Below are 813 nucleotides of genomic sequence, written 5' to 3' on the forward strand. Positions count from 1 at the left end.
GGCGCCGTTGCATTAACCTTGGCAGTTTAGAGGAAAGCGGCCAGTCGAGGAGCCGCCCTGTTGTCTCTGTTCAAGCGCCGCCGCTTTCCCGTCGAGATTATCCTCCTGTGCGTCCGCTGGTACTGCAAGTATGGCATCAGCTACCGCGATCTAGCTGAGATGATGCAGGAGCGCGGCGTCGCGGTCGACCCAAGCACGATCTTTCGTTGGGTTCAGCGTTACGCCCCAGAGATTGAGAAGCGAGTTCGCCGTTATCAGGGCTATCGATCTGAGTCATGGCGGGTCGACGAGACCTATGTGCGGGTCGGTGGAAAATGGAAGTATCTGTTCAGGGCTGTCGACAAGCACGGCCAGCTGATCGACTTCATGCTGTCAGACCGCCGCAACACCAGAGTGGCGTATCGCTTCCTGCGCAAAGCCCTGAAGACGGTGAGCGACTATCCACCATCCTCTATTACGACTGACAAACTGGCGTCGTATCCCAAGGCAATCCAGCGCCTGCAGGAGGAAGGCTTGCTGGCGAAGAATGTTGAGCACCGCACCTCGAAATATTTGAATAACATCATTGAGGCCGACCATGGAGCGCTCAAGCGCGTGATACGGCCGACCCGCGGCTTTCAGAGGATGGCAACAGCCTCCGCCACCATCAAAGGCTTCGAGGTGATGCGGATGATCCGCCGCGGCCATTGCGGCCAGGCACAGCGCGACGTGATTGGCGAAATCCGCCTTGTGAACCAGCTCTTCGGCCTTGCGGCCTGAGTGACCCATTCGACTGGATTCGTTTGCCCATTTTCGAGTTAATGCAACAAAGCC

The 813-nt window shown here is 57.6% G+C and carries 1 protein-coding gene; it reads left to right on the forward strand.

Translation table 11 applies throughout. From position 1 onward, the window contains the following. Positions 1 to 60: 60 nt before the first annotated feature. Positions 61 to 759 (forward strand): IS6 family transposase, encoded by a 699-nt coding sequence (locus AC0QTX_RS27505; RefSeq protein WP_474606965.1) that lies wholly within the window; start codon positions 61 to 63, stop codon positions 757 to 759. Positions 760 to 813: the final 54 nt, after the last annotated feature.

It is taken from the genome of Microvirga sp. jy35 (genome assembly GCF_056148915.1).